The organism is Lysinibacillus composti, assembly GCF_016908465.1.
Taxonomy (GTDB): domain Bacteria; phylum Bacillota; class Bacilli; order Bacillales_A; family Planococcaceae; genus Ureibacillus; species Ureibacillus composti_A.
This window is the reverse complement of record NZ_JAFBDY010000007.1, coordinates 128,942-148,762: the sequence shown is the minus strand read 5'-3', so window position 1 is coordinate 148,762 and position 19,821 is coordinate 128,942. Positions and strand designations below refer to the sequence as shown.

General features: G+C 33.7%; 21 protein-coding genes. 19 read left to right on the top strand and 2 right to left on the bottom strand.

What is annotated here, in order from left to right; all coding sequences use genetic code 11:
* The first annotated feature begins 3 nt into the window (after positions 1-3).
* From JOD29_RS09955 to JOD29_RS09905, 11 genes are all read left to right on the top strand, one after another.
* The gene (locus JOD29_RS09955; RefSeq protein ID WP_158610559.1) at positions 4-357 is read left to right on the top strand and encodes a DUF2019 domain-containing protein; all 354 of its coding nucleotides are present in this window, start codon (positions 4-6) and stop codon (positions 355-357) included.
* 64 nt (positions 358-421) lie between these two features.
* Positions 422-1,090 carry a hypothetical protein gene (locus JOD29_RS09950; RefSeq protein WP_124764503.1) on the top strand — a complete coding sequence of 223 codons (669 nt, stop codon included), beginning with the start codon at positions 422-424 and terminating at the stop codon, positions 1,088-1,090.
* Positions 1,091-1,879: 789 nt separating this feature from the next.
* Positions 1,880-3,676, top strand: a complete 1,797-nt coding sequence (gene ltrA, locus JOD29_RS09945) for a group II intron reverse transcriptase/maturase (RefSeq protein WP_192894219.1) — start codon at positions 1,880-1,882, stop codon at positions 3,674-3,676.
* A gap of 52 nt (positions 3,677-3,728) precedes the next feature.
* Entirely contained in the window at positions 3,729-3,929 is a 201-nt protein-coding gene (locus tag JOD29_RS09940; protein WP_205101658.1) for a hypothetical protein, read from the top strand.
* A 44-nt stretch (positions 3,930-3,973) separates the two neighbouring features.
* Positions 3,974-4,447 (top strand): IS200/IS605 family transposase, encoded by a 474-nt coding sequence (gene tnpA, locus JOD29_RS09935; RefSeq protein ID WP_124764501.1) that lies wholly within the window; start codon positions 3,974-3,976, stop codon positions 4,445-4,447.
* A 226-nt stretch (positions 4,448-4,673) separates the two neighbouring features.
* On the top strand, positions 4,674-5,084 hold the full coding sequence (locus JOD29_RS09930) for a DUF5412 family protein (protein ID WP_124764499.1): 411 nt from the start codon (positions 4,674-4,676) through the stop codon (positions 5,082-5,084).
* Between the two features lie 216 nt (positions 5,085-5,300).
* Positions 5,301-5,831: a hypothetical protein gene (locus tag JOD29_RS09925; RefSeq protein WP_124764497.1), complete on the top strand. Its 531-nt coding sequence runs from the start codon at positions 5,301-5,303 to the stop codon at positions 5,829-5,831.
* 196 nt (positions 5,832-6,027) lie between these two features.
* On the top strand, positions 6,028-6,441 hold the full coding sequence (locus tag JOD29_RS09920) for a DUF3888 domain-containing protein (RefSeq protein WP_124764495.1): 414 nt from the start codon (positions 6,028-6,030) through the stop codon (positions 6,439-6,441).
* Between the two features lie 544 nt (positions 6,442-6,985).
* Positions 6,986-7,522 (top strand): DUF3916 domain-containing protein, encoded by a 537-nt coding sequence (locus JOD29_RS09915; RefSeq protein WP_158610558.1) that lies wholly within the window; start codon positions 6,986-6,988, stop codon positions 7,520-7,522.
* 548 nt (positions 7,523-8,070) lie between these two features.
* Complete coding sequence (locus JOD29_RS09910) at positions 8,071-8,349, top strand: hypothetical protein (protein ID WP_124764491.1); 279 nt, start codon at positions 8,071-8,073, stop codon at positions 8,347-8,349.
* A gap of 300 nt (positions 8,350-8,649) precedes the next feature.
* The gene (locus JOD29_RS09905; RefSeq protein ID WP_239585651.1) at positions 8,650-8,790 is read left to right on the top strand and encodes an RNA polymerase sigma factor; all 141 of its coding nucleotides are present in this window, start codon (positions 8,650-8,652) and stop codon (positions 8,788-8,790) included.
* Between the two features lie 300 nt (positions 8,791-9,090).
* Here JOD29_RS09905 and JOD29_RS09900 read toward each other — a convergent pair whose 3' ends face one another.
* Positions 9,091-9,996, bottom strand: a complete 906-nt coding sequence (locus JOD29_RS09900) for a LysR family transcriptional regulator (protein ID WP_158610557.1) — start codon at positions 9,994-9,996, stop codon at positions 9,091-9,093.
* Positions 9,997-10,178: 182 nt separating this feature from the next.
* Between JOD29_RS09900 and JOD29_RS09895 the strand changes: the two genes are divergently transcribed.
* From JOD29_RS09895 to xerA, 8 genes are all read left to right on the top strand, one after another.
* Positions 10,179-10,964: an ABC transporter ATP-binding protein gene (locus JOD29_RS09895; protein ID WP_124764487.1), complete on the top strand. Its 786-nt coding sequence runs from the start codon at positions 10,179-10,181 to the stop codon at positions 10,962-10,964.
* A gap of 12 nt (positions 10,965-10,976) precedes the next feature.
* The gene (locus JOD29_RS09890; protein WP_124764485.1) at positions 10,977-11,846 is read left to right on the top strand and encodes an ABC transporter permease; all 870 of its coding nucleotides are present in this window, start codon (positions 10,977-10,979) and stop codon (positions 11,844-11,846) included.
* A gap of 12 nt (positions 11,847-11,858) precedes the next feature.
* Complete coding sequence (locus JOD29_RS09885; protein ID WP_205101656.1) at positions 11,859-12,881, top strand: ABC transporter substrate-binding protein; 1,023 nt, start codon at positions 11,859-11,861, stop codon at positions 12,879-12,881.
* Positions 12,882-12,893: 12 nt separating this feature from the next.
* Positions 12,894-13,508 (top strand): cysteine hydrolase family protein, encoded by a 615-nt coding sequence (locus JOD29_RS09880; protein WP_124764483.1) that lies wholly within the window; start codon positions 12,894-12,896, stop codon positions 13,506-13,508.
* Between the two features lie 17 nt (positions 13,509-13,525).
* Positions 13,526-14,965: an MFS transporter gene (locus JOD29_RS09875; RefSeq protein ID WP_124764481.1), complete on the top strand. Its 1,440-nt coding sequence runs from the start codon at positions 13,526-13,528 to the stop codon at positions 14,963-14,965.
* 14 nt (positions 14,966-14,979) lie between these two features.
* A complete protein-coding gene (locus JOD29_RS09870) occupies positions 14,980-15,636 on the top strand; it encodes a cysteine hydrolase family protein (RefSeq protein ID WP_158610556.1) in 657 nt (218 codons plus the stop codon).
* A gap of 336 nt (positions 15,637-15,972) precedes the next feature.
* Positions 15,973-16,326, top strand: a complete 354-nt coding sequence (locus tag JOD29_RS20810; RefSeq protein ID WP_158610555.1) for a DUF4181 domain-containing protein — start codon at positions 15,973-15,975, stop codon at positions 16,324-16,326.
* Between the two features lie 186 nt (positions 16,327-16,512).
* Positions 16,513-17,355 (top strand): site-specific tyrosine recombinase/integron integrase, encoded by an 843-nt coding sequence (gene xerA / locus JOD29_RS09860; RefSeq protein ID WP_124764477.1) that lies wholly within the window; start codon positions 16,513-16,515, stop codon positions 17,353-17,355.
* A gap of 187 nt (positions 17,356-17,542) precedes the next feature.
* On the opposite strand, the gene JOD29_RS09855 is transcribed toward xerA, so the two are convergent.
* A complete protein-coding gene (locus tag JOD29_RS09855) occupies positions 17,543-19,729 on the bottom strand; it encodes a YhgE/Pip domain-containing protein (RefSeq protein WP_124764475.1) in 2,187 nt (728 codons plus the stop codon).
* Positions 19,730-19,821 lie beyond the last annotated feature (92 nt).

Below are 19,821 nucleotides of genomic sequence, written 5' to 3'. Positions count from 1 at the left end.
CTTGTGGATATTAATAACCTGGTAGAAAAATGTATAAATTCAGCAATTGAATACGGTTTTTCTGCATTTGAAGTTGTAGAAAATTCAAGAAAGACAAATCGCTTATATGATAAGAATTTTAAGAATTTCAAAACATTAAAAGGTCTTGGAAGTGAAGGAATTGTTGAATTAGAAAAATTACTCGATCATTCAAATGATTATGTTAAATATAGTTCTGCCACACATTTACTTTCCGTAAAAGAAGAAAAAGCAAAAGAGGTATTAAAGCAATTGGGAAGTAAACCTCAACTTTTTGGATTTTCAGTTGAAATGTTAATAAGTGAGTGGGATAACGGCAATTTAAAAGATTTGGTTTGATTGTGATGTAGTGTAATTAAAGTATTGTATAAAAGATAAAGATCCAAATAAATAGGAGGAAGTCATGATACTTAAGGAATTTCAAATGTTTGAAAATAGGGGTGAGTATGGAAAAAAATTTAAGGACTTTACCTTTGAAACAAATTGTATTACAACTTTATATGAAAATAATTTTCCGAATTTTAAAACGGAAAATACAAAAAAAATTATCTTGAATTGCGGTTTGAGTTTTAAGGATATAAATATTACAGAACATATTGACGGTTTTTTAGAGATTAATATTCCCTATGATGTTGAGGAATTTTTCGGGCTAAATGATATAAATAAAAAAATTGAACTCTTAGAACTTTTACAGATAGGTGTTCTTTGGGTATGTAAAGAATTTAATTGGGATGAAGCTCCTTTCATTGAAACATATGAGAAAATAAAGAACCTAAATTATGAGTGTAAATACGTTTGGAAAAAACCAAAATCATGCCCAAACAGAAAATATAAGGCAATGGTTGAGTGTGAATTAACCTTGTATAAAGGTACGGTAAATCTTATTGTAATAAATAAAAGAAATGAAATTGTAGCAAAAAAGTTAGTCACAGAAGAAAAGCCTAATGTTTTTTTATTTGATATGTTCCTAGGTGAACTTAAATGGCTTTCAAACGAAGAAGTGAGGCTATATCGTAAACTTACTCGTAATCCGGAATCGAATTTTACTTTTATTAATTTAAAAACGAACTGAATGCGAATTTAAAAAAGGTTCTTTTGTCTTTTAACTATTGGGGTTTTAGTAGATAAACGTTCTTCCGCAATCGGGCGCGCGCGACAAGTTCTGTTATAAGCGTTTCACTACGTGAAATACAGGAGAGTTTGCTCGGCAAAATCTTAACTTTATAACGAAGGATAGGAATGAAGAAACCATGTTTTCTGAAACTATCCCGTCAATACTCCTGCATGCGTTATGACTGACAGGTGATAGGGTGTGAAGCACAGGTGGATTCGGCAGAACGAAGGCTGTAGCCACTCCTTTAGAGAAGGTATGCCAACGGATATGCCGCACGGCTGAAAAACTTAATATGGTGAGAATAGTTCTATCATAAAATAACTGACAAACTTCCGAAGGTAAGGGTCTATAGATTGAGCATGCGGAAACGCATGTACCATCTTACGATGGGGTGAATGGTGTGGAGTAAAAATGCGCCCTCTGAAATACACTATACCGGACAATGGCGGTATCTAGTTCACAGGCTTATAGGAAGCACCTACGTTAAGAATGGATAGCTACGTTGTAAGGTACTTGGAAAGCAAGGAACGTTGTAATAAAGGCTGTCACCTGAAACGGTTGCCATAAGAATTTTAATCGAAATGCATTCATCCTTGTGAGGGTAGGGGTACGACTGATGAAGCCTTTGTAATGAAGGTGGAGGAACAGCCCCAAGTCTAGTGGTAGTTAATAATTATTTTTCAAATGTGTATTGCACCGGTCGGGTAAGAATGTGGGAACATCACCTCATGAAGGAATGATGCCACAGTGCAAGCTCTACGATACTGGGATTATTATGGTATGACCGAAACCTATACAGACTTACATAAGCGAGCTAAAAATAAGGAAACATTCCACCATTTATACGGCATCATCACGTCGAGGAATAATATCTTATTGGCGTATCGTATAATCAAGTCAAATAAAGGCTCCAAGACCCCAGGTACAGATGGAAAGACCATTTTAGATATTGAGAAATATACTGAGAACGATTTAATAGAAGAAATACGAAAACAGCTCAAGAATTATCGCCCGAAGAAAGTAAGACGGAAGCTAATAGAAAAAGATAATGGCAAAATGAGACCACTCGGCATTCCATGTATCCTCGATAGAATTATTCAACAGTGTTTCAAACAAGTATTAGAACCTATAGCAGAAGCCCATTTCTTCAATCATAGTTATGGATTTAGACCGTTAAGGTCTACTCATCATGCAATGGCGAGAATCCAATACCTAGTCAATCAGTCACAACTCCACTACGTTGTAGACATTGATATTAAGGGCTTTTTTGACAATATTAATCACACCTTACTGATTAAACAACTTTGGAATTTAGGTATTAGAGACAGGCAAGTCCTCGCCTGTATAGCCAAAATGCTAAAATCAGAGATTGATGGAGAAGGTGTACCCTCAAAAGGCTCTCCACAAGGTGGGCTGCTCTCACCACTACTATCAAACATTGTATTAAATGAATTAGATCATTGGGTAGCAAAGCAATGGGAGTTGTTCCCTCTACATAAACCCTTCAAGACAAGAGAAGGTCAACTACTTGCTAAAAAGCGTACCCAACTAAAGGAAGGATATCTAGTTCGTTATGCTGATGACTTTAAAATTCTCTGTCGAGATGCTAAAACGGCCGAAAGGTGGTTTCATGCTGTAAAGCTATTTCTTAAAGAACGGCTAAAACTCGATATTTCACCAGAAAAATCGAAGATTATTAACCTACGTAAAAATGAATCAGCCTTTCTTGGTTTCACTATTCGAGCAAATAGAAAAGGTAAAAAGCGAGTAGCTCACACTTTTGTTCGTGCCGAAAAGATACAGAAAATAAAAGCTGAAGCGAAAAAACGAGTAAAAGAACTTCGTTCTTCACCAACCATTCAAAACGTTATGCGTTTCAATAGCTTTGTTTTAGGGTTACATAATTACTTTAATAGAGCGACACACGTCAACTTAGCGTTCTCACGTCTTGCCTATGAAATCAGTGCAATGATGTACAATCGTCTTAGGTCAATCGGGAAGTATGCACATCCAACGAATCCACCCCCATCTTATAAGAAATTTTACAGCTTGGGATGTAAAACATTTAAAATTGCTAATATTTATCTCTATCCACTAGCTAATGTTCAGACGAAGAATACTATCTGCTTTACTCAAAGTCTAACACCATTCTCGGTAGAAGGTAGAGCTCAGATTTATAAAAATCTACATAAAAATATCAAGCAAGAAATAGCCTTACTGATGGAATCGACGATTCTGACACGCAGTGTCGAATATATGGATAACCTGATTAGTCGATACAGTATGAATAAAGGAAACTGTGAAATTACAGGTACATTCCTTCAAGCACAAGATGTGCACTGTCATCACTATATTCCTTTGTATCTAGGTGGAAACGACAAGTTCAATAACCTACGCATCCTCCATAAAGATGTTCATAAATTAATCCATATGACTGATACAACTAAGATAAACACACTCATGAAGAGTTTGGGTATCACACAACCGATTCTTGAAAATATTAATAAATATCGGAAGAAATGTGAATTGGAACTAATCAAATAACCCAAATCACTAAGAGGAACTTGAAACTTATAATTAACAAAACCATCGCTAGATGGAACGCGGAATGATGGGAAACTATCACGTTCCGTGTGGAGCAGGGGAAAAGCTGGAGATAACTTCAAATGCTTACCTATTGCCAACCATTCTTGAGGAATTGGCGCTTTTATTGTATGGTTTGAAAACCCCCTGCTATGCAGGGGGTTCCGGAAAGCTTTTAGCTATGGACATAAAAAAAACTCCAGTCGTACAATAAAGTCAGGTCTGGTCAACCGACTTCGTACGAAAGGAGCTCCAAAATTGGATAATAAAAGTTTAGCACATACAACATGGAATTGTAAGTATCACATTGTTTTCGCGCCAAAATACAGAAGACAGATTATTTATGCTCAAATCAAAGTAGATATAGGGAGAATATTGCGTCAACTATGTGAAAGAAAAGGAGTAGAAATTATAGAAGCAACAGCATGTCCGGATCATATACATATGCTTGTAAGTATTCCACCGAAGTTAAGTGTTTCGGCATTTGTAGGGTATTTAAAAGGAAAAAGTAGTTTGATGATTTTTGATCGACATGCCAATTTAAAATATCGGTATGGAAACAGAAAATTTTGGTGTAGAGGTTACTATGTAGATACAGTAGGTCGAAATCGGAAAGTAATCCAAGAATATATCAAAAACCAATTACAAGAAGATATCCTGGAGGATCAGATGACAATGAAAGAATTCATCGACCCATTCACAGGAGAAGAAATAAAGAAAAAGAGAAAATAAATTAAACCGCTTTAGCGGTCAGTGAGGAAACGGAGTGCGGTTGGCGGACCTTTCAGAATGTCTTTAGACATGAGCCAGTAACCCAGCGTTTCACGCGTAGAGCAAACCACCAGTTCGACTGGTGGTTTTGATTTTACTTGCTATTGGTTAAATATGGTTAAAATGGAACCTGTACTCTTTAGAACAGTTTTTATTGTAAGTTAATTTATTAAGGAGATATAAAGAAATGAATAAGCGAAAAGTTATAATAATAACAATATTATCACCAATAGTTATAATAGTTTCTCTGTTTCTGATATTGAATTCATATATAAGTGTTGACCTGAAAGAGCTAAATGGTAAAGGGGAGTTAGAAGAATCATTTATTTCGCCTAATGGTCAATATCAAGCTAATTCTTATATTATAAACGAAGGGGGCGCAACGGTAGCCTTTCAGAATAGAGTTTCTGTCACTTCTATTACTGATGAAAATAAAGAATTTGATGATGAAACGATTTATTGGTTGTATCGAGCAGAAGATTTAATTATTGAATGGCAAGATAATAATACAATCGTTATAAGTAATGAAACAAACGGTGATAAAATTATCGATATAAATGACCCAACCACCTATTTTAATTATAAAGATGATTTATGATGGCTAATTGTTAATGCACTGGCATAATGGTATTCAATAAAAGGGCGCTTTCACTAATAAGGAATGCGTCTATTTCCATTTCAGGGACCAAATTTAGAGTAATCTCTAAAGGGAATTGGATATTTATGTTAAAATTTAAAGAGAGTTATAAGCAATTTACTTGAAAGGAAGAGTAGGTTATGAATAGGAATTTTTCCAAATATATAGGGGGATAGAATGGGTAGAAAGATAGCAATAGCCGTATTTTCAATATTTTTATTTGCTGGTTGTTCACAACAACAAACATTTGAGTCCTTCTTTCATAAAAAGATGGAGGAAATGCATTTTGGGGAAGAGGAGTATTCTTATGAGCTTGTTCACAAGGAATTTAATATAGTTCACGAAAATGATGCAATCGCAGTTTTCAAAGAACATGATGAACTTGGAGAAAAAGTATTTATAGCTTATCTTGAGAAAGTTGATAATCAATGGCAATGGATGCGAACAAGAGGTTCTGAATGGAATTCCCAAGTAAAATGGAAATCAATGAATCAACCACCGTTTATCTATTCTGGTGCAATTAGTGATCGTTCAATTACTGAGGTATTTGCTGGCGATGAACCTGCAAAAATCATTAATGTTGATGAGGGTAAAAGGTTTTGGTATGCAATTAGTCAAACGAACGATGTAGAAGTTATGATAGTTAAAGATGATGGTTCTAAAGAGATTGTGAAAGAAATTAACTATAGTGAATTACAAAATAAATAAGTTGTAATTTAATTATAGTGGGCATTAGTAAAATAGTTGGGAGTCAACACTTCATCTCTCTCCTTTCCACTAATCTACAAACGGGCACGTTTCTCTTGAAAAATACATCTGTTTTCATTAAAGGACAAAGTTAGTTTAATAAAAAATAACAATAAGCAAAGAATAAGAATTAAACATAATTCTGAGGTGAATCTCGATGGTTAAGAAATACTTGGCCTTACTAGGATTTGTATTTATAGTTTTTATTCCTACGCAAATTGTTAAATCAGAAACTAATTCAGAGGCAGAAGAGATGTATGTTACAACAGAGGACATTATCTTGGACATCATATTCCCAACTATTGATAAAAGAGTAATCAAAGAGTACGGTGGAGATAATTTTTTTGACTGGCAATTGAAAAGGATTATTGGTATTAGTTACAATGACAATCATTCCTATGATGTTACTGTAAGAATTGAGATTCCTCCAAAAAAGCTAAATGTTAATGTTAAAGAAGATTTGGTTAAGGTTAGAATATCCCCCTCTTGTGATAGTGACAAAATTAATAAGCAGAAATGTAATCATGGGTTCAATATTGAAATATTGGAGTACAAACATTTATCTAAATAAATCTTAATACTTTCATTAACGGAGACTTTAGTTGATTAACGATCTTCCGCAAATGGGCGCATTTCCAGAGTAGAAATTCGTTCTTTCTTTAGGTATCTGGCTATAATGTGTTTCTGTCATAAGAAGCCAAGGAGAAGAATTTTAAAATGTATATTATTTTTGCTGCAACAATGATTTTGTTATGTGGAATTACTTTATTTATTTGGACATTCAAACATTTAAATTTGGAAACACATAATAAAAAAGAGTATGTTAATGATCCTACTGCTTCTTCTGAACAAATAATCTTATTCGAGATAATTAATCGAATATTACGAGCAATGCCGCTTAAGGTAATGAAAGGATTATTGATTATTGTCTCAATTGGATTAATCTTATTATCTTTATTTTGTTTTTCGCTTTTATTGTAAACGGGTCTTATTCATTTATCGGGCGCAAAAATTGAGTAAGAATGGACTGTCTAATCAGTCCTTTTTCCATTTAATCAATAAAAGGTAGGTTGATTAAATGGAAAATGGCACAATAATACAAAGGGATGATCTCATTGAATAGATGGAACTTTAAAAATGATTATAAGAAGAAAGTTAGAGGGCTAAAAAGGAGAAAAGAGGAACTAATAAATTATATTTCTGATATTACCGAACACATGCCGAATCCTAGTGAATCTGGATTAGGTTATTGGCATCTACATTTGCCATTTGCCCAATCGTACATATATTCAAGCAAACTTCCAAACAAATTCAGACGAGAAATAATGCAAATCTTAATTGATCGAGTTAGCTATTTAAAAAGTATAAAGTCAAAAGGACAAGCTGAATATAGAATTTACGCATTAGTTAGTCTTCCTAATTTATTCGACTCACAGCTTGTAGTATATCCTCATAATAGTTGGTTTGATGGATTTTTTGAAAGGGATAGTGAAGAACAAAAATGGCTACCCCTAGATAAATCAAGAAATCTCATTCAAGAGTGGGAACTTAATTGCCCTTCTGATATACAGATAAAAGGTTTTAAAGAAATAATCTCTGAAGAGGATTACTATTCAGAAGGAGAAAATTGGTTTATAGGTGAGTTAAACTGACCTTTATCTTATTCAACAAACGGGCGCCATTCTTGAGGAATTGGCGCTTATTTTACATTCTAGGGCCAGGTTGTGGAATAATGAGTTATTAGGAATGATTAGAGTGATATTAAAGGAATGATTGAATTTGAAAATATTTATTATTCTTATAAGTGTTATATTGATAAGTATTACACTCATAAATATAGTTAAAAGTATTTTAGATGCAGAATCAAATAAAGAGAGATTAGCAATATTATTAATGCTTACAGAACCAGCAGATACAGTTACTTACTTATTTTATATAGGTTTAATAGGCTTAATAGTAGGATTATTTTTATTCTAAGTGCTTAATATTTCAGAGAAATTCTATTGATATCAAACCAACTTGTTATTCCACTAAAGGGCGCGTTTTCAGAGGATGAATTGCGCTCTTTTTGTTTTTTAGGGCCATTATCTTAAATAACACTCAAAAAGAAAATTGGATATTTGCGTTAATATATATAGGATTATGAAATGATTTACTTAAATGAAATTGCAGTAATACATTGAAAAGAAGGAGTTTTTTTATGAATGAGACAAAGAGGGCGAAAGTTTTAGAAAATCGAAATGGATTAATACTGTTAATTCAAAAAGTCATTACAATAATTGCTCTGATTTTATTTATGTACCTCGCTATTTCAGATAATATGGTTGTAGCTCTATTATTTTACATGTCACTTAGCCTTAGTCTTTTTATAAGCGGTTACTTGTTGTATAAGAAAAATAGTATCGTTGCTCAAAAAATTGCTTTCTATATTGCTGGAATTGTTTTATTTATTATTGCCCTTCAAGATTTAATGCAGTAATTGTCCTTTATGTTTTTTAGAATGAATACCATAACTCAGCAATCGGGCGCGTTTCTGAAATAAGAAATTATTTATTGAGTGAGAAAAGAATTTCTAAATATCGAAAAAGGTTTGGTTTTAAGTAACATAAAACCAAACCTTTTCTTATTTGGTCGCTAAAATGGTAATTTCACTATGATAGAAAATAAATAGTAAAGTAAGATAGAACATTTTTATAAAAATTACAATTTCTTGTAACGAAAATCGTTTTAAATCTATATATAAGTATCCCAGTTAATATTTGATGGAAGGAGGGGGCAGGTGGAGGATTTAAGTAGAATATATCAATCTTATGCAGATGAAGTAAAACGGTTTCTTATTTGTTTAACATCGAATGTGGATTTAGCAGAAGAATTAACGCAAGAAACTTTTTATCAAGCAATCAAGTCAATTCATCAATAATTGCGGTTTTCCTTTAAATAGTAACAGCTCCGTTTTTTTTGAGGAAGGTGCTGTTTTATTATAAGTTTGAAAAATATTAAGATTCCATATTAGCTTTAAATTTATTTCTCTGTTCCAATATATCTAATAAATAAGATAACATATTTTCTAAATCTATATATCGTTAAAGAATTGCATGAAGTTTTATAAGACATTAACGATATTTTTGAATTCTGTAATATAAAATTCATCAGTCTATTAAGAATCATCTTTTGTATTTTAAGAGACATTATCACACTAAATTAAATTGTTTATTATTATTTATAAATTTTTTTCTTGCAAAATTGATAAGAAAGCTCTAGCAGGAGCAGATAAATAACGTTCCTTCAACCAAACTAAAACCGTTTCTGTAAAAAAATTTGCATCTGTAAATCGTATTACTTTTACATTAAAATTATACAGTTTATCAACAGACGTACTCGGTAGAATAGTTGCACCTATTCCAGCATTAACGAGAGACATAATGGTATTAGTATTATTGCTTTCCGCAACAAGTTTGGGTTTAAAGTTATTTTTGGCACAGTGCTCTAACACTTTTTCGTAGAGGCCAATCCCTGTATCTCTTTTTAATAAAATTAATGGATAATGACGAATGTCGTTAAAAGCAATTAAATCCGTTGATGTTGGTAGTTCCCAAGAAGCTGGCATAATGAATGAGAAATTTTTTAATTCTAGTTTGAAATGATCAAAGATCTGTTCTTCGATTGGGAGGTTAATAATGGCAAAATCCATTTCTTTATTTTCCATTCGTTCTTGTAAATTTTTGCCGTCTGTATGCATTATTTTTAATTTGACACCAGGATATTTTTGGCTGAATTGCAGAATATTTCTGAAAGTCGTTGAGTTTTGAAATAATGAACTGTAAAAAGTAGAAATAGCAATATTGAGTTGCCCTTTGACACCCGAACCCATTTCTGTCATTTCCTTTTCCATTTCCTCATATAGCTGTACGATTTTCTTAGCTCTTTTATATAATACTTCCCCATTTTGAGTTAATTGTAAATTTCTCTTCCCTCGTTCAAAAATTTGAACATTTAATGTGTCCTCGATATTTTTCATTTGTTGACTAAGTGGCGGTTGAGAAATATGAAGTTTCTTCGCTGCCTTTGATAAATTGACTCCCTCATTTACTACCGTAACGAAATTTTTTAAATGTTTTATATCCATAAACATCCCCCTTATGTAATCTTTTATAACATCATTAAGCGGTTTCAATGTTATGAAAGTGCTTTTTTATTGTTATGTATTAAATAATCAAATAGATTTTATTTGATTTATGTATTTTTCAAATAAATTATAACATGTTAGTCTTTAAACATGTTAGGAAATATTACATTGGGAGGGTTTTTATGGAAGGGAGATATAAACTTGAGATTTTAAATAACACTAAGATTTTTAAAAAAAATGGACAAGAGTTTATTGCTTTAGAAAATACCTCGCTTCAAATTCCTGAAGGTCGTTTCGTTAGTATCATTGGACCGAGTGGTTGCGGGAAATCCACACTTTTTAATATTATTGCAGGATTGATCAAACCGACAAAAGGACAAGTGTTATTAGATGGGAAAAACATTATTGGTGAGAATGGGCATGTTGGTTATATGTTACAAAAAGACTTACTTCTCCCTTGGCGAACAATCTTAGAGAATGTCGTATTAGGTTTGGAAGTTAAAGGTGGAAAGAAAGAGGAAAACATCGCTAAAGCACTACCACTAATTCATAAATACGGGTTAAAAGGATTTGAAAATCACTTCCCTAATGAACTTTCAGGTGGGATGAGACAGCGTGCAGCATTATTAAGAACCGTACTATATGATGCGGAAATCATATTGCTCGATGAACCTTTTGGAGCATTAGATGCCCAAACAAGATTAATGATGCAAAATTGGTTATTAAACATTTGGACAGATTTAAAGAAAACTATCTTATTCGTAACTCACGATATTGACGAAGCTATTTATTTATCTGATGACATTTACGTTTTATCTCCTCGTCCTGGTCGTTTAAAAACTAAAATAACCGTTGATTTACCTCGCCCTCGAAATGAAGGAACTATGTTATCACGGGAATATATTGAGTTAAAACAAAAATTACTGGATCTATTAAAAGATGAAAATGACCAAGATCATGCTATATAGGAGGGAACGCTCATGAAGCAAAAAACAGGTGTAATTGGTACTGAAAGTGTTGTATTAAACAGTAGTGTAGTAGATGACTCAATAACTATTGAAGTTTTAGATGAGGAAGTCCTCAGAAAAAAAGAGAGAAAAAAAATCGCTTTTGGGCAAGTTTCATTCGGTGCATTATTCATTATTCTATGGGAAGTCCTGACACGTATCGGTATATTAGATTCTTATTACTGGAGTAGTCCTACAACGATTCTTCAAACAGGTTGGGTAGCACTAACGCAAGGCACATTGTTAATAGATTTAGGTTATACCTCTGTCGCTACAATAATTGGCTTTATATTAGGGACTTTTATAGGTGCAGGTCTAGGATTATCATTTTGGTGGTCTCCTTTTTACTCAAAAATTATGGAGCCATACTTAGTTGCTTTTAACTCTGTCCCTAAACTAGCTTTAGCACCCGTATTAGTAATCCTTCTAGGAATAGGCTTTACATCAAAAGTAACGCTTGCATTCTTAATGGTTGTCATCGTTACAGCCTTAGCAGCTTACAGCGGTGTAAAAGCTATTGATCCAGATATGGAAAAACTCCTTTATTCACTTGGTGCCAAAAAAAGACAAGTCTTTGTAAAAGTGGTTATCCCATCTTCTATGCCATGGATTATTAGTAGCTTAAAAATTAACATTGCCCTAGCTCTGGCAGGTGCAATTGTAGGTGAGTTTATTGCTTCAAAATATGGTGTAGGACGAATGATTTTATATGCAGGTCAAATCATGGATACAAACTTAGTTTGGGTAGGTGTTGTAGCACTATCACTTTTATCAATTGTGATGTATTTAGTAACAATTTATGTAGAGAAATTTTTATCAAAAGGGATGAACGTTAACAGATAGGAGTGGATTCGAATGAGAAAAATGAAAAGATACTACTTAAAGTTAGCAGCAATTTCAGCAACAGCATTAGCGTTAATTGCGTGTTCAGATGCAGAAGGAGCTGGGAAAGATGACAAGGATTTGGAGAAAATTGTTATAGCTGAACCGATTCATTCGATTGGATACCTGCCGTTATACGTTGCTGATCAGGAAGGTTATTTTGCTGAGGAAGGATTAGATGTAGAGATATTAACCGCAACAGGTGGTGCTCACGTAACTTCTGTTGTATCTGGAGAAGCATGGGGCAATATGGGAGGACCTGAATCAAATGCAATGGCCAACGTCGGAAACTCTGATCCAATCAAATCTATCGTAAATGTCGTTAACCGTGCAAATGTATATTTAATGGCTGATTCAAAACTGGGATATGAACAAACGACTGATCCAGAAAAGTTAAAAGAATATTTAGATGGTAAAACAATTGCAGCTGGGCGATTTGGTGGTAGCTTAAACTTACTAACACGTTGGCTATTACTAGACCTTGGGCTTGAACCTGGAGAAGATGTAAAACTAGAAGAACCAGCAGACCAGTCAGCAGTTTTATCGCTAGTGAAAAGTGGTGCTGCAGATATAGCAAATGGCTTTGAACCTATAATTAAAAATGGTATCGATCAAAATATTTGGAAGGAACCATTCTATAAATTTACAGATTTAGGAGACTATCCATTCTCTGTATTAAGTGTAAAAGAATCAACAATTGAAGAGGAACCAGAAAAAGTACAAGGATTTGTAAATGCCATTGTCAAAGCACTAAAAGAACTAGAGAAAGATTCAGAGTTAGCTTTAGTAGTACTGAAAAAAGAATTCCCTACAACAGAGGAAGATAGTTTAAAAGCAGCATTAGATCGTGCATATGAAGATGATTTATGGAGTAAAGATGGTTTCATTAGTGAAGAATCATTAGCAAAAACAATGGATGTAGTAGAAAAAACAGGAGTCTTCACAAAAGGTTATGATTACGATGAGTTAATTGATATGCAATTTATTAAAAAATAGGAGTGATTATGGATGAATACATTGGATAAAAGTGCGTTAATTGTTGTTGATATGCAAAATGACTATTGTGATCCAAAAGGTGCCCTTGGGATTCAAGAGCTAGATACGTCAGGGGCTGAGAAGATTGTAGGCAATATTCAAAAATTGATCGATGTTTATCATTCTAAAGGTTTACCTGTAATTTTTATACAGACTTTTCATGAAAATGCCACTGATTCGTTAGCGTGGATTGCACGTGGTAATAATCCTAACAGAACACATACTGGCGTCTGCCGCCGTAATAGCTGGGGCGCTGATTTTTACGGTGTTGCACCAACAGATCAAGATATTGTTGTAATTAAACATCGTTATAGTGCTTTCTTTAATACCCGACTTGACAGTGTACTCCGTCGATTTAAAACGGAAAAAGTTGTAGTAACGGGGGTTGCAACAAATGTATGTGTAGAGGGAACAATACGTGATGCTTACATGAACGATTATCATGTAGTTGCAGTATCTAATGGTACAGCTGCCTTCTCTCAAGAACAACATGATGCATCTCTTTATACAATTAGTCAGTATTTTGGTCAAGTATTGACAGCGGAAGAAATTTTACAAGAATTACAAGTATCTGTAATTCAAGTATAGAGGAGCGTGTTATTGAGATGAGAGAAGTTTTCGGGAATATTGAGCTAAAACTACATCAAGTTACTCATAACGAAAAAATGGCTTTCTATTTACTATTACTCGCTGTAATACCTGGAACCTTTCTCTCTAATTTTTCTGCTGGATTAGTCAACATAGCCCTAACCGATATTTCCATGGAATTTCATATTTCTTTAGGTATGTCTCAATGGGTCGTAACAGGTTATATACTGACCGTCATGATTTCTTTGCCAATTATGGGTAAATTATCGGACCAGTTTGGTAAAAAGCGTATTCATAATGTTGGCTACTTATTGTTTGGGGTAGGTGTCCTCTTTTCCTTCAGCGCTAACAATATTATGTTTCTGTTAATAGCTAGGTTTATTCAGGGAGTTGGAGCTGCGATGCTTCAAGCTGTCAATATGGTTATCATTACGGAAAATGTTTCAGTAGATAAAAGGGTGAAGGCGATAGGTTTAGTTGGAACTGCTGCTGGTTTAGGTGGTCTACTAGGAGCTCCAATCGGAGGCGTATTGATTGAACTTTTCCATTGGTCATATTTATTTTTAATCCAATTACCTGTTATTGCCATAGTCTCAGTATTCGCTATCTTATTCATACCTAAAGATAAGCGCTTTACAAAATCCAAATTTGATTTAGGTGGCGCCGTACTATTCACAATTTTCTTAGTCGGTGCTATCTTCCTATTAAATCAATTTGGTGAGGGTATTATCTATAAAGAACAATGGATTATAGGATTAATTAGCTTAAGTAGTTTAACCATTTTTTATTATTGGACAAATAAACAATCCACACCATTTATCACAATTGCTTTATTCAAACAAAAGAAAGTATGTTTAGGTGCCATAGTCATTGTAGTCAGCTATGCAACTTGTTTTGGAACAGTAGTTATATTACCATTTTTGCTACGTGGCGTAATGCATTACTCGATAACAATCACCGGACTCGTATTGATGGTGTACCCTTTATTTTTGTCGATTACAGGTCCATTTAGCGGTCTCCTTGTCCAAAAGTATAATTTAAAAACTACAATTATTATAGCAATTATTTCAATGACTATCGCTGTTATCGGTTTAAGTTTTACAAGTATCCATAGTCCCTTGCTGCATATAGCGCTATTGTTAGCATTACTAGGAGTTTCAATGGGCTTAATTACTTCACCAAATTACAATTTTATAATGGGCAGTGTACCTAAAACTTTTTTAGGTGAGATCGGTGGAAACATTGCATTACTTCGAAATTTCGGCATGGTTATTGGAACTGCATTAGGAATTGCAATCGTCAACCATTTTGCAACTACACCGGTTTCACAATGGCTGACACTGACAAATTCAGAAGATGTAACCAGTTTACTCTTAGGGATAAAAAGTGTCTTTATATTATTCGCTCTGCTTTTAATAGTAATTGGATTAATATTTAAATATTTAATAAAAGAGTAGATGGAGGGACCATGATGAGATCATTATACAATTTAATTCCTGAAGAAACTGCATTATTAGTTATCGATATGCAAAATGGCTACTGCCATTTAAACGGTAGCATCGGTTCAACAGGTGCAGATGTAAGCCAAATGAATGCAACTATTCCACATGTAAAAAAACTTGTAGAAGAATGTCGAGCAGCAGGAATATTAGACATTTGGACGAAGCAACATCACTATGCAGATGATATTACAAAGGAAAAACATCGTATTTTACCACACAATCGTCGCGGTAAAACCGTACCCAAAAACCTAGCTATAAAAAATTCTTGGGATTCTCAATTTGTCGACGAACTGAAAGAACTTGCAGCAACAAGTGAAGAAATCATTATAAAGCATCGTTTTAGTGCATTCTTAGATACACGTCTTGAAACGTTACTTAGAATGAAAGGCATTAACACCTTAATCGTTTGTGGAGTGGTAACAACACATTGTGTAGAAAGCACAGTACGAGACGGTTATCAAAAAGACTATGACATGATTGTCGTGAATGAAGGTGTTGGTGCCTTTAGTAATGAAGCCAATAGAGCAAGTTTAAAATTAATGAATCAATATTTTGGTATAGTCATATCGCAAGAAGAAGCTTTAAAGTTAATTACAGAAAAGCAAACATTACTTAATTACGCATAAAATCTATACAGTTTACCTCCTTTGTAGATTTCATTAAAAAACACATACCTCACTGAAGTTACTGTTTGTATTTTGCAGACGGTAGCTTTTTTATTATACCCTTTAACTCAATAATGATTTTATTAGTTCAAATAACTCTTTATTTCGCATTTTAGTTTATCCAATATTTATGCATAGTCGCGAATAAGTGAATCATTTCATGTTATAACAGGAAACATACGATTTTTACAAGTGAAAAGAGGTTAATGATAAAATAAAAAATAAAACTTTGCATGGAGGGGAAAAGCCATATTTTGGTTCGCATTCACCATCTATTTTCTCTTAATACTTAGTTTTTTGAATCTCGAAAAACTGGTAAAACGGAAATTTAATCTTCCAAAGGAAATTAAATATAATAAAAAGTTCACTAAGAATCAATCTTTAATAGAAATTTTAATGTCGATTATATTTGTTATTGGTGCATTTATGTCGAGTATTTCTGTTCTTGAAAAGGATATCTATCGCCCATTAAATCCAATTCCACAATATTTGTGGGTTTCACTATATTTTTTTGTATTGTATGGATTTAGAGGATACATGGCAAAAAGGTTTGATCAAGATTCGAAAGCATATTATATCCATTTCGCCTACTCTGTATGGTTGCCCATAATAATGATCATAGCCTATCATACTACGGAAATTTTTCTATAACTGTTTTATTAAACAACGGGCGCTTCCTGTAAAAAGGGAAGTGTCCTTTTCTTGATTTACAAGGATTACTTGGTTTGGTAATCTTCTATTTTTTAAGATTCTTTAATACCCTCGTATGAAAAATACTTTCCTTGAACATAATAGAATTAGAACAATAGATTTAAATTCTAGGAGAGTGGAAGACTCATGTTATTATCCGAAGCGTGGGAAAAATATCAAATAGATAAAACAATCGAGGGATATTCATCACTTACATTAAAAACGTATTCTTTCCAATATAATCTTTTATTACGATTTTTTGGTGATATTGATATGAACGAGTTTAGTACAGAGAAATTAAAAGAATATTTAATACAGTCAGGAGATCACTTAAAGGCCTCTAGTTTAGGACACAGAATTCGTTGCATTAAATCGCTCTTTAGATGGTCACATGAAGAGGGCTATATTAAAAAAAATCCCGCTGCTAAATTAAAAGAGCCAAAGTTAGGGAAAAGGATTCCTAAGTTTCTCTCAGAATTAGAGATAGAACATCTAAGGGAAGCTTGTCAAACAACGATGGAAAATGCGCTATTTGAGTTTTTGTATTCCACAGGCTGCCGTATTGGAGAAGTTGCAAAATTAAATCGCGATGATATTGATTTTCGAACGAATTCAGTTATTGTACATGGAAAAGGTGATAAAGAAAGGGAAGTGTACTTTAATATTCGCTGCTCCATTTGGTTAAAAAGGTATTTAGATGAACGGGACGATGAGGATCCTGGATTATTTATTACGGACAGAAGACCGAAAAGGCGTATGAGTATTGATAATCTAAGATATATTATCAAGCGCATATCAAATCGAGCTGGAATAAAAAAGAATATTCATCCCCATCAATTACGACACAGCTATGCAACGCATATGATTAATAACGGTGCTCCAATTGATGTCATCCAGAGTTTACTAGGTCATGAAAAGAGTGAGACTACAAAAATTTATGCTCAGTTAAGCGGAAAACTAAGACATGACTTTTATAGTAAATACTTTTAAAAGGATGTTTCTTATTGTATATGTATTTTAATATTCGTTGAAATAAAAAAAGCAGAAGGTTTAGAAGTGCAACTATGCACTCCAATTGACCTTCTGCTTTTTCCTAATATTTCTTTACCTAAGTGAGCTGAAAATGATGGAAACTGGCTCATTTATTTTAAGATGTCCAATCACACTTTCAATTAAACTAATTTTCTACTGCCTGTTTTGAATATCGGTGTTTATAAAGTATTCCAAAGACCATGAATGTTAAACATACACATACAATACCTATTCCAGCAAGTAAAGCTATATTTTCATATACAACACCATAATCCGTTGTTGAAATCACATGGCGGAACGCCTCAACAGAATAACTCATTGGCATATATGAATTGAATGCTTGTAACGTTTTTGGTAATAGTTGTAAAGGAAATGTCCCAGCGCTTGAAGCAAGCTGTAATATTAAAAATAATAATGCGACAAATCGGCCAACATCATCTAAAACAACAACTAACAACTGTACAATCGCTATAAATGCAAAACTTGTAACAGCCATTAACAATAAGAATAACGGAACGTTCGAAACATTCATTTTTAAACCATATAATAATACGACCGATAAAAGCACTGTTTGGAAAATCCAAACGACAAATGGTACTGAACATTTACTTACAAACCATCGTAATAACCCTGTTGGTTGAACAGCAGGTTGTACAAACGCATAAACGTTCGTTAAAATAAGCGCCCCTACAAATAAACCTAATGAAATAAAGTAAGGAGCTAAACCTGTTCCGTAGTTATCGACACTATTTTTTACATCTTTATCAACTTCTACTGCAGAAGCAACCATATCATAGTTTTGATCAGAGACTGAAATGGATGATTCCTCTTTCGCATCTGATAATGTGTCCGTTAATTGTTCTGTACCATCGACTAGTTTATCTGCTCCATCTACTAATTCGTTCGATCCATCCGCAAGTTCACCAGATTTTCCACTTAACGTTGATGTACCATCCGATAATTTTTTAGCTCCATCTGCTAATGTACTTAAACCAGTATTTAAACTACTTGCACCGTTTGCTACAGATGCAACACCTGTATTAAACTGCCCTAAATTTTCGGATAAACTTGACACACCGTTTGCTACCTTTGTTGCACCTTCGACAAGTGAATTCGAATTTGAAGTTAATTCCTGTAATCCATTTGTTAACTGCTCGCTATTTGCAACAATAGTTGCATGACCATTCGCTAATGCCTGAGCATTTTCTTGTAAGCTATTTGAACCACTTGCTAACGTATTTGCACCTTGTGCAATTTGCTTACTACTTGCTTCAAGTTGTGCAATTGAAGCTTCTAGTGCTTGACGTTGTTCTTCTGGTAGTTGTGCTAACGCAGAAGATAAATTGTCGCCTAATGAAGCAATCCCAGCTGCTAATTGATCCGTACTCGCTGCTAAGTTTTGTGAACCAGCTGCAACTTGTTCAGTGCCACTTGAAAAACTATCTAATTTTGTTTGGAATGTTTGCTGTCCTTCTAAAAGTGCTTGCTGACCTGAAGCAACTTTTTCGACACCACCTGTAAATTGCGAAATACCAGACGATAAACTAGATGTTCCTTCTTGTAGAGTACTTGCTCCGTCGCTTAACGCTTGACTCCCTTGCGAAAGTTTTTGTGCACCATTTGCTAGCTCTTCGGCACCTGATTGAGCAGATGAAGCTCCATCTACTAACTTACTCGTACTACTAGATAACGTAACAGTGCCTTTCGCTAATTCATATAAGTAATCTTTTAACGTTACAGTTCCATCTTGCAATTGGACAACGCCATCTTTTATTTTCGATGCCCCATCTGCAGCGTCACCGTAACCATCACTTAAACGTTCAATCACAGCAAACAACTGCTCAGCATAAGTTTTCGAAACTTGTTCATTTACTTCTGTACGAATTTGATTAATTGCACTGTCTCCAATTTTAGATGTAATATAGTTCGATGCTTCATCTATTTTATATTCGAGCTCTAATTTTTGTGGATTTTCATCAAGTAACGTTGTTGCGTTTTCTGAAAAATGTTTAGGAATTTGAATGACAATGTATGCATCTTTATTCGCTAGCATTTTATTTGCTTCTTTTTCGGTCACTTGTTTAAAATCAAACTTTGCACTATCCTCTAAATTTTTAACTAGTTCGTCGCCCAACTGTAAAGATTCACCTTCGAAATTTGCACCTTTATCGTTATTAACAAGTGCCACTGGTAATTCTTCTAATTGACCGTACGGATCCCAAAATGCCCATAAAAGCATCCCACTATATAATAGCGGTATAATGAACATGACGGCGATCGACGCAAAGTACTTTTTATCTTTCAAAATCGATAACCATTCCTGTTTTAACAATCCTGTTTTCCTCCCAATAATATCTATTTCTCAATAAAACCGCTATGACCAAAATCGTTTTTTGGTCATTTCAACTTAAAAAAAATTAGTTA